The organism is Erythrobacter aurantius, from assembly GCF_023823125.1.
Lineage (GTDB): Bacteria > Pseudomonadota > Alphaproteobacteria > Sphingomonadales > Sphingomonadaceae > Erythrobacter > Erythrobacter aurantius.
Map to the genome: position 1 here is coordinate 2,786,997 of NZ_CP090949.1, position 8,421 is coordinate 2,795,417.

At 58.1% G+C, this 8,421-nt stretch carries 5 protein-coding genes; 4 read left to right on the plus strand and 1 reads right to left on the minus strand.

Features of this window, described 5'->3' with window-relative positions; translation table 11 throughout:
* Positions 1–36 precede the first annotated feature (36 nt).
* A complete protein-coding gene (locus tag L1K66_RS13405) occupies positions 37–744 on the minus strand; it encodes an IS6 family transposase (protein WP_252258307.1) in 708 nt (235 codons plus the stop codon).
* A gap of 194 nt (positions 745–938) precedes the next feature.
* Between L1K66_RS13405 and L1K66_RS13410 the strand changes: the two genes are divergently transcribed.
* The 4 genes from L1K66_RS13410 to L1K66_RS13425 are packed head-to-tail and all read left to right on the plus strand — an operon-like array spanning position 939 to position 8,393.
* The gene (locus L1K66_RS13410) at positions 939–3,983 is read left to right on the plus strand and encodes a CHAT domain-containing protein (RefSeq protein WP_252258308.1); all 3,045 of its coding nucleotides are present in this window, start codon (positions 939–941) and stop codon (positions 3,981–3,983) included.
* Positions 3,980–4,696 carry a hypothetical protein gene (locus tag L1K66_RS13415; protein ID WP_252258309.1) on the plus strand — a complete coding sequence of 239 codons (717 nt, stop codon included), beginning with the start codon at positions 3,980–3,982 and terminating at the stop codon, positions 4,694–4,696. Before L1K66_RS13410 ends, L1K66_RS13415 begins: the two co-directional genes overlap by 4 nt.
* Before the next feature lie 5 nt (positions 4,697–4,701).
* A complete protein-coding gene (locus L1K66_RS13420) occupies positions 4,702–6,699 on the plus strand; it encodes an adenylate/guanylate cyclase domain-containing protein (RefSeq protein WP_252258310.1) in 1,998 nt (665 codons plus the stop codon).
* Positions 6,696–8,393, plus strand: a complete 1,698-nt coding sequence (locus L1K66_RS13425) for a ShlB/FhaC/HecB family hemolysin secretion/activation protein (RefSeq protein WP_252258311.1) — start codon at positions 6,696–6,698, stop codon at positions 8,391–8,393. The genes L1K66_RS13420 and L1K66_RS13425 overlap by 4 nt, the downstream gene beginning before the upstream one ends.
* Positions 8,394–8,421: the final 28 nt, after the last annotated feature.

An 8,421-nucleotide genomic window follows, 5' to 3' on the forward strand; every position in this document is an offset into this window, starting at 1 on the left:
CCACATGGCAAGGCTATCCCCTACCCGATCAAGCGGTCAGGCCATGAGAGTTTGCCATTCAGCCAAGGCGGCTGAACGGTTTGCTTTGTAGGTCTGTCGGTCAGTTAGGTGGCGATTTGAGTTGAAGTGGTTGTACACATTCGCGTGCACCGACGCGAACTTCTGAAGCGTCTTCATTTGTCGGAAACGGAGCATGACTCGTTCCTTCCTGCGCAGAGGCAGGTGAGAATTTTCTGCCCGATTGTTCAGCCACCTGCCCATTTCTCGACGATCTTCGATACCAAGATCGTGCATCGCTGCCGGATATGATCGCAGGCCGTCAGTCACAACCTCTACCGGGCTACCGTGACGCTTGAGCGTCTTCTTGAAGAACCGCAAAGCGGCGGATTTGTCCCGTTTCTTAGTGACGTAACTCTCAAGCACTTCACCTTCGTGATCGACAGCACGCCACAAATAGTGTGTCTCTCCATTGACCTTCACGAACACCTCATCGACGTGCCAGCGCCACTGGGTGTAGCCCTTCATTCTACTAATCCGCTGCCGCTTGATGTCGGCGGCGAACATGGGCCCGAAGCGGTTCCACCACAGCCGCACGGTCTCATGACAGACATCTATCCCGCGTTCGAACAGCAGATCCTCAACATTGCGTAAGCTCAGTGGATACAGAACATAAAGCATCACAACCATTCGGATGACTTCAGGTGATGAGTGGAAGTAGCGGAACGGATTCTTGGCTTTGTTCATCTGCTCCAGCTAGCAGCCAGGCCCATCCGCCGCCATCGCTTTGACAATGCCCTCTCTAGCCCTTATATCAAAAAGCAATTGATTCGAACTTGAGTTTACAAGCTGCGATCCCAGCAATCAGGCAAGTCGCCGTATGAAAGGTATGGTTATTTCTGGCTTCCAGATAACTTAGCTTGAAAGCCGGGGAGGGTGAGTTGAAAGTAATCCGTCTTGCCTTTTGTTTCGTGGGCGGTCTTGCTTTGCTGCATACCTTTGCTCAAGAGCCAGCGCCGGCACACGGGCGGCAGGCGACAGCACAGTTTAATTCTGACTTGCTTAGCGATGGGGCGGAGCCTCCGGCGCTTGGTGGCGACGCATGCCGTACGGCCGGTTCCGAGCGCGCGGCAGCGTGGTCGCAAACCAGCATTAAGACAACTATTTATTGCGGATCTGATCAAGTCGGTTTCGTCATCCACCAGGATAGAGCGCCCTCGCAGGCGGTCACTGGCGATGCTGATCTCGCGAACCTTGATCGGTTGTCGGAGTATTTACGCGCGAGCGAGGCTGTGGTTTGCGAACCACCGCAGATGCTTAGGTTTGGCGGTCTTTCTGTCTGGGCGCTTCCGTGCCGCGATATAGTGGATGGCTGGCCAAGCATGGCTTTGGTGCGCAACGCTGCGAATGGTCCGCAGATTGCCTTTGGCGCGGCCTTCGCATTTCCATTTCTCGCCTTTCAGTTAGGGGCTGACGTTTCGCTGCCGGACGAGAGCATGGCTGAAACAATTGCTGAATTGTGGCCCGCAAAAGTCCCGCTCGGCTCGTTCGCTGACCGGCGCCGGATTGGCGAACTCTGGTCGCAGGCCCGCGAAGCAAGCGCGAAACTGGATTTCGAAACGGCGCAACTGCGGCTGGACGCTGCACTTGAAGTGCAGGTGCGGCTGTTTGGTGAGGCTGATTTGCGGACCTCTGCGCTGCTTCTCGATTTGGCCATGGTTCTGGCTTATCAGGAAGACTTCGAGGCGTCTGATGCTATAGTCCGCCGCGTCGGCCCGCTTCTTGATCGATCGCCGCGCCCCAGCGATCGCGCTCGCCTTGCCGGCTACCAGTCAAGCATCGCGGCTCTGAAAGAAGATTTTCGTACAGCCGGTCAATACGCAGGCAGTGCGACTGCCCAATGGCGGCGGATTGCCGGAAGCAACGATCAGGAGGCCCTGCTTTCCCTCTTTCAGTCGAGCGAAGCAAAGGCGATCGATGCTCAGTCGGAACTGGCGCTGGCCCTTGCAAGGGAGGCAGCCATCCTCCTGAGACTGGATGATCCTGTTTCAGCCTATGCGAAAGCGGGGGAGGCGCTTCTCGTTTTGAACTCCGCAACTCAGAAACCGCCGATCTGGCGGTCGGAAATCCTTGCAGTGCTGGCTGAAACCTCATCGGCACTCGGTCGCTTGTCTGCTTCCGAGAAGTTCTTCGAGAGTGCCATCGCAATTCGCAGATCGCTTCAGGGCGACGGCGCAGGCGTTGTGCGACTGTTGCTAGCTCAAGGGCGGGCATACCAGCGTGAAGCGATGAACGTGAACGCGATTATCACCTATCGCAGCGCGATCAAGATCGCGAAGGAAATGCCGCGCGGCTCGGTCGCGCTGCGGGTCAATGACTTGATTCCGTTCGCGCAAGCAGTCCTTGCCGAAGCTGACGCGACCGCGAACGAAGATGAAAAGCTCGGCTTGATGACAGAGCTTTATGATGCTTTCCAGTTGGCGTTTGTCCCGGGCCGTGATGAAGCGATCGATCTCGCCTCCCTTCAAATCATTGACGGCAGGCCGAAACTGGCTGAGCTTGTAGGCGACTTGAAGCAAGTCCTGCTCGCGCAATCGGAATTGACCGGAAAACTGGCGATCGAACGCGGCAAGCCTGCTGCTGAGCGCGATGACAATCTTAATAGGCTTTTGACAGAACGGCTTGATGAGCAAGCTGCGACCGCGGCTGCCCTGCGTAATAGCCTTTCTAATGATTATCCTGAATATCAATGGTTCGCCGAAACCCGGGCGCCTGATCTCGACATTCTACGAGGCGTATTGAGCGATGATGAGGCGTTCGCCAGCTTCCTGATAGGCGCTGACGTTTCCTTCCTTCAGCTTGTCGTGCGGGAACGGATCTACATCACGCCTATCGCCGCAGGTGGTGATGATCTGGCCGAGATGGTGCGTGCCCTGCGCAAGGGGCTGGAAATCGAGGGCAGGTCAGTAAACGAGTTCAACCTCGCTGACGCGCATTTCCTTTACCAGACGCTTTTCGGAGGCGTCAGCGAACCGCTTGCACGGGTCAAACGCTTGATTGTGGTTCCCAATGGTCCTCTCAGCAACCTGCCCTTCGGCACGCTTGTGACAGATGTCCCCGAGGATGGAGATTACCGGAACGCTCCGTGGTTGATCAATCGCATGTCGATCACTCACGCGCCATCGATCGGCAGCTTCGTCCTTCTGCGCCAGACCAAGCCAGTGCGGGCGTTGCCAAGGCCCTTTCTGGGCATCGCCAATCCGACGTTTACCGGGGCGCCCTCTGTGGTGGCGGGCGAGGATACTCATACCTGCAATCCCGAAGACATCGCCCTACCTAGCCGCTTCGAGAAGCTGGAGTCACTGCCCGATACTATCGATGAGGTTCGCGCCGTGATTGCCGCTCTAGGCGTCACGGGCGCAGATCTGTTTGCGGAAATGCAAGCCAAGGAAACGGCGCTCCGCACCAAACCGCTCGACCAATATAACGTCATTTACGTGGCAACCCATGCAGTCATGCCCGGCGAGATTGCATGCCAGAACGAGCCTGGAATTGCTCTGGCGCGCCCGTCCGGCGTGGTCGGGTCCAGAGACGAGGATGGCTTTCTCGATGCAAGCGAGGTTGCGGCATTGAAAATTGCCGCGAACCTCGTGGTGCTCTCTGCCTGCAACACCGCCACAAGTGCGAATTCGACCGTTCAAAAAGGCGACGCGCTTTCGGGACTTGCGGAAAGCTTCTTTATCGCTGGCGCGCGCAGCTTGCTCGTGACGCATTGGCAGGTTCCATCTGCCGCTACTGCGGCTTTGATGCGCGACATGTTCGGAGAGATCGGCAAAAACCGGGCGCTTGCCACCGACGCTGCATTGCAACGGGCCCAGCTGCAGTCCATAAGCGATCCCGAAACCGCGCATCCCTTCTTCTGGGGTGCGTTCACATTCGTGGGAAGCGGAACCGAAACGGTGTTTGTCGAAGGAGCTGGAGCATGATCCGGACGCTGCTTGCGGCGTGCGCGTTCTGCTTTGCCATGCCAGCTGCGGCTCAATCGCTGGTGGTTGTCGAAGTGCGTGGGATCGATCTCAAAGTCGGCTCGCGGGTCGATGAGGCGCGTCCGGTAGAATTGCCGGCGGGCGGAAAGCTGGTCGTCGTGCGAACCGACGGCACAGTGATCAGCCTTCGCGGACCACATGATGGCCCGCTCAGGTCCCAGGCGCTTCCGAGGCAAGGCGCAGGCCGTGCGCTCGCAGCACTGGTCGCCACCCGCAATGACAGGGCGAGTCGTGTCGGTGCCGTGCGGTCGGGCGCGAATGCCCCTCCTCTGCCCTCGCCCTGGCTGATCGATGTTACTCGCCCCGGAGAAAGGTGCCTGGTTGAGGGCGCACCGATCGTCTGGTGGCAACCGGCCCGCACCACAAGCAGCCATTACGCCCTGTTCCCTATCGATCGCTCCTGGAACGCCCAGTTCCGCTTCGACGCAGGGCAAAGCGCCCTAACGGTTGCCAAGTTGAGCGAGATCGAGATGACCAAAGCGTTCATCATTAAGGATGACGAGCGCGAGTACAGCATTCGCCTTCACCTGATCCCCGAGGATGTGACCGAGCCGGCCGTCCTGGCCGGTTGGATGATAGAAAAGGGCTGCATCCAGCAAGCAGATGCTCTGCTGGCAGAGATACAGCATAGTATCAACTCAGATGATCCCTAGACTTGATGAAAATCCTTACGCTCTTCAAGAACCTGGGGCTCAATGGCCCAAACCGATCTGGACTTTGGATCACGCTCGTGGCCGTGCTTTCAGCCTTGATCGCGGTTTTTTCGGTCCAGTTTCTGACCCCGCTTAATAATCTCGAGAAGAAGCTCGCCGATATTCGCGTAGCCGCTCTCGAAGTGCCAAAACCGCCCTCTGACAAGATCATCGTGGTAGCTCTCGATGAAGAAACCGTATCGCAATTTGCCTATCGTTCGCCAATCGACCGCGCGTTCATCGCGGGCCTGATCGAGCGCATCGATGGGGCCGGCGCCAAGGCGCTAGGGGTCGACGTTCTGGTCGATCAGGCCAGCGAACCGGAAAAAGATGACCGGCTTTACAACGTTATCCGGAATGCCAGGACGCCGCTACATTTCAGCTTCACATCCGATCCCGCCTTCGTGACCGAACCTCAGCTTGAATTCATGCGGGACTTCATTCCCGCAGACAAACGCATGGAAGCAAAGCTGCTGTCTGACCCCTTCGATGGGCTGGTACGGCGGATCAATACAGGGGGCGTTCAAACTAACGGGAAGATCGCTTACGATACCGATCATCCACCCAGCTTTGCCGCAGTTATGGCGCGCTATCTAGGTGCCCCCATGCTTCGCCGCTCGCGAGAGATCGCATGGCGCCCTCTCTCAGCGGAGGGAGATGAGCCGATACCGGTCATCTCAGCCAATTACGTGTCCTATCTGCCGGACGAAATATTTGCCGGAAAGGTTGTACTGATTGGCGCGGTTCTTTCGATTACAGACCGGCATCCGACCCCTCTCTCAATCATCGACGATGGCGACCGGGGGTTGATGCCCGGTGTGCTGGTTCAGGCGCATGCTATAGACACACTTGTGTCCGGAGCACCCGAGCCGGTGCCCCCGCCGCTCCTCACGCTCTTCATTGTCGCGGCGTTTACTGCGCTGGGCGTACTCATCAGCCAGATGCGCAAAGGTCTGCTGTTCAACGTAATACTGTCTTTGCTCGCACTCACGGCATACTGGATCATCGCCGTCGTCGGCTATGGTTATGGCGTCGTGATGCTTCCACTCCTGATGCCATCCTTTGCGATGCTGCTGTCGGTGTGGATGATGGACCTGGTCATCGGCCGTGCCGAGCGTCTTCAAAGGCAGTTCATTCAATCCACCTTCTCGCGCTACGTCTCGCCCGCCGTGGTGGAGCGCATTGCTGCAGATCCAAGCGCGGCGGCTATCAGTGGCGAAAAGCGCGAGACCACCTTTCTGTTTACCGACGTGGCCGACTTCACGACCATGTCTGAACTGCTGCCCCCTGAAGAACTTTCGGATGTTCTCAATCAGTACCTCGATGGGGCGTGCGAAATCGTGCTCCGGCACGGAGGCACGATCGACAAGTTCATTGGCGATGCAATCATGGCGATCTTCAACGCGCCGATCGAACAGCCGGATCATGCCGCAGCCGCTGTCCGTGCCGCGCTCGAACTGGATGATTATGCCGAGCGCTTTCGCGAGGAATGCAATTCTAGGGATGTTCCCATCGGAGTGACCCGCATCGGCATACATTCGGGTCCCGCGGTGGTCGGTAATTTCGGTTCCTCACAACGCATGGATTTCACCGCGCTAGGCGACACGGTCAACACAGCCGCCCGCACAGAAGGGATCAACAAGTACTTCGGGACCCGAATCTGCTGCACCCAATCCGTCGTCGATCTTGCCGACGATCGGGCCTTCCGCACCATCGGCCACTTTGCGCTGAAAGGGAAATCCCAATACACAACTTTGTACATGCCCCTGCCGGCGGGACATGATCCCGAGGCGGAGAAGAACTACCTTGAAGCATTCGCCTTGCTGGAAGCAGGAGACCCTCGGGCGAAGGTCCACTTCGAGGCCCTCCGGGAACAATATCCCGCCGACCCGCTGATCAGCTACCACAGCGCCAGACTGGATGACGGCGAGATTTCGGCGCATATAAAGATGGGTGCGAAATGAACTTGCGTATGGTCACGCAACGAGACCTGGTGCGTCTACTGACTTCGCTGGCCATTCTCGTCCCAGGGAACGCGCTGGCGCAATCGGTCATTGTGTCTCCGGAAGCAGACATTTCCAGATTGCGGCTCAACCCGCCCGAGCTGCCGACACAGCAAGATCTCGATCTCACGATCCGCAATCCCGAGAAATCAGTCGTCCCCAAAGACGTCTCCACCATCGATTTCTTTGTTTCGCGGGTGCAGGTGAACGGGGTCACCTATTTTGGCGAAGATCGGATTCGTGCGATTTTTGGCCCTCTTGAGGGACAGCGGATCCGGCTCGAGACATTGCGCGAACAGGCCGACCGTCTTCAGGCGCTTTATGCCGGGCAGGGCTTCTTGCTGACCCGCGTCATAATCCCGCCGCAGAGGATCGAGGACGGGATCGTCATCATCGAAGTCGTCGAAGGTTTTATCGATGACATCCTCATCGAAAACGATCGCATTGTGGGCGCAAAACTGGCGCAGGATTCGCTCGAGACGCTTCGAGGGCAGCGACCGCTGAGCATCCGCGAGCTCGACAGCAAATTGCTCATCCTGAACGAAGTCCCCGGTGTCGCCGTCAAGACGTTGCTCCGGCCCGGAAACCAACTCGGCGCCGCAAGCATGGTTGTCTCGACTTCCAGATTGCCCAACCAGGGTTTCGCCAGCATCGGCAATACCGGTTCGAATGCTATCGGGCCAGCAATCTATTCTCTGGGCTACACCATCAATTCGCCGCTGGGCCGGCCGGGAGCGCTGGACTTTTCGGCAACTGTTGCGGGAAGAAGCCTTGCAGAACTGCAGGCTGCCAGCGCACGCTATGCCGTCCCCATCGGCAGCAGCGGGACAATCCTGTATCTTGGCGGGCTGGCCGCGCGAGCAAAGCCGGGTGGCGAGGCTTCGGATCTCGATGTTGCAAGCACCTCCTATTCTCTCGAAGCCCGGCTGCGTACCCCTCTGCACCGATCTCGTTCGAGTGCGCTCTATCTTGAAGGAGCTCTCCTATTTGCCGGAACCCGGACGAATGCACTGGGTGCCGAAATTACCCGCGACAAGATTTTCAGCCACCAGATCGGTCTTCGCGGGCGGCATCAGTCCTCTTTCGGGCAAACGACAGCGCAGGTTATGGTCACCGCAGGGTTGCCGGCCTTCGGCGCACTTGACGAGGAAATCCCCAATCCTTCCGTGGCAGGTTTCGAACCCAATTTTAGCAAAGTGAACTGGCAGCTCGACCACACGGTTGCCCTAAACAACACCACCTCGTTCTTGACGCGCGTTGTCGGTCAATGGACCGATGACCGGCTGCTGGCAGGTGAACAAGTGGCCTTCGGTGGGCAGCTTTTGGGGCGTGGCTACGCGCCTTCGGCGCTGACAGGGGACAAGGGTACGGGCGTCTTGGCCGAACTCAGCTTCGACATTCCGGGTGCTCAGGCGGCGGGCGTCATCAGTAATGTCGAATTGTATGGTTTTACCGATGCCGCGCAGACGAGGCTGCTCCCGGCAGACGGGATCGCTTCGGAGAAACAGAGCCTTGTATCCTACGGCTTCGGGCTGAGAGGCCTGCTGGCCGACCGGCTTATCCTCGATCTGCAGTTCGCCTCCGAGGGGCGCGATATTCCTGGCGGAGAAAGCCGCCCGGCACGGATTAACCTCAGCCTTGTGTCGGCCTTCTGATGCTAGTGCGCCGAACATCCCGATCGAG

Bases quoted from the DNA above. Each gene is read 5' to 3' on its own strand.
- L1K66_RS13405 (WP_252258307.1), bottom strand. From the start codon at position 744: ATGAACAAAGCCAAGAATCCGTTCCGCTACTTCCACTCATCACCTGAA.
- L1K66_RS13415 (WP_252258309.1), top strand. From the start codon at position 3,980: ATGATCCGGACGCTGCTTGCGGCGTGCGCGTTCTGCTTTGCCATGCCA.
- L1K66_RS13420 (WP_252258310.1), top strand. From the start codon at position 4,702: ATGAAAATCCTTACGCTCTTCAAGAACCTGGGGCTCAATGGCCCAAAC.
- L1K66_RS13425 (WP_252258311.1), top strand. From the start codon at position 6,696: ATGAACTTGCGTATGGTCACGCAACGAGACCTGGTGCGTCTACTGACT.